A 1,513-nucleotide genomic window follows, 5' to 3' on the forward strand; every position below is an offset into this window, starting at 1 on the left:
TCTCCCTCGATTCGGTTTCGAATATCTCGTGCCAATCTAGTAGCTTCAAGATCATCAATTTCATCAGGGCGAACCATAATTCTTACTTCTCGACCTGCCTGGATGGCAAAAGATTTTTCAACTCCATCATAGGATTCGGAGATTTCTTCAAGCTTTTCAAGGCGCTTAATGTAATTTTCAAGCGTCTCACTTCTTGCTCCTGGACGTGCAGCTGAGAGTGCGTCAGCTGCAGCAACCAATACTGATATGATCGAAGTTGGTTCTTCATCACCGTGGTGAGAGGCAATCGCATTGATTACGGTCTCATTTTCCTTGTACTTCGTCGCTAATTCTTTCCCAATCTCAACGTGGCTTCCTTCAACCTCATGGTCGATAGCTTTTCCGATATCATGAAGCAAGCCAGCCCGACGTGCAAGCATTTCGTCTTCTCCTAACTCTGCAGCGAGTAAACCAGATAGATAGGCTACTTCTGTAGAGTGTTTTAAGACGTTCTGACCATAGCTTGTACGATACTTCAAGCGACCAAGAATTTTAATAAGGTCTGGGTGAAGTCCATGAACCCCCACTTCAAATGTGGTTTGCTCTCCGACTTCTCGAATGTAGTCATCAACTTCTCGACGGGATTTATCTACCATCTCTTCGATTCGAGCTGGGTGAATCCTTCCGTCCTGGACAAGTTTTTCGAGTGCCATTCTTGCTGTTTCTCGACGAATTGGATCGAATCCTGACAGGATAACAGCTTCTGGCGTATCGTCAATAATTAAATCAATTCCTGTCAACGTTTCCAACGTACGGATATTACGGCCTTCACGACCGATAATCCGACCTTTCATTTCATCATTTGGAAGGTTGACAACAGAAACCGTCGTTTCTGCGACATGATCAGCAGCACATCGTTGCAAGGCAAGTGAAAGAATGCTCTTCGCTTTCTTGTCCGCTTCTTCCTTCGAACGATTTTCTGCTTCCTTAATCATTAGAGCTGACTCATGCGATACTTCTTGCTCTACTCGTTCGAGTATGATTTGTTTCGCCTGGTCTGATGTCAAACCTGAAATGCGTTCAAGCTCGGTTTGCTGTTCTTGAAGCATAGCTTTCACTTTGCTTTCCATTTCTTCAATTTGTTGTTGTCTCTCGGCAAGAGCCCCTTCTTTCTTTTCGAGTGAAAGATCACGTTGGTCAAGCGTTCCACTCTTACGATCAAGATTCTCTTCTTTCTGTGTTAAACGATTTTCAGTTTTCTGCAGTTCCATGCGGCGTTCACGAATTTCGTTCTCCGCTTCTTGACGAAATTTCTGATTCTCTTCCTTAGCTTCAAGAAGAGCTTCTTTCTTCGCTGATTCTGCATTGCGACGACCTTCTTCAACAATCTGTTTCGCAAGTTCTTCAGCGCTGGAAATTTTCGCCTCCGCAATCGATTTCCGAATAAGATAACCAACAACAGAACCGACGATAAGGGCAAGCAAAATGAAGATGAGCGAGGATATCAAATCCATATTTTCACCTCCTCTTGCTA

General features: G+C 44.0%; 1 protein-coding gene. It reads right to left on the reverse strand.

Going from position 1 to position 1,513, the window contains the following annotated elements:
• On the reverse strand, positions 1 to 1,493 hold a 1,493-nt coding region (gene rny / locus LD39_RS19405), incomplete at its 3' end, for a ribonuclease Y (protein WP_035552133.1).
• Between the last annotated feature and the right edge of the window lie 20 nt (positions 1,494 to 1,513).

Source organism: Halobacillus sp. BBL2006 (assembly GCF_000786645.1).
Classification (GTDB): Bacteria; Bacillota; Bacilli; order Bacillales; family Halobacillaceae; genus Halobacillus.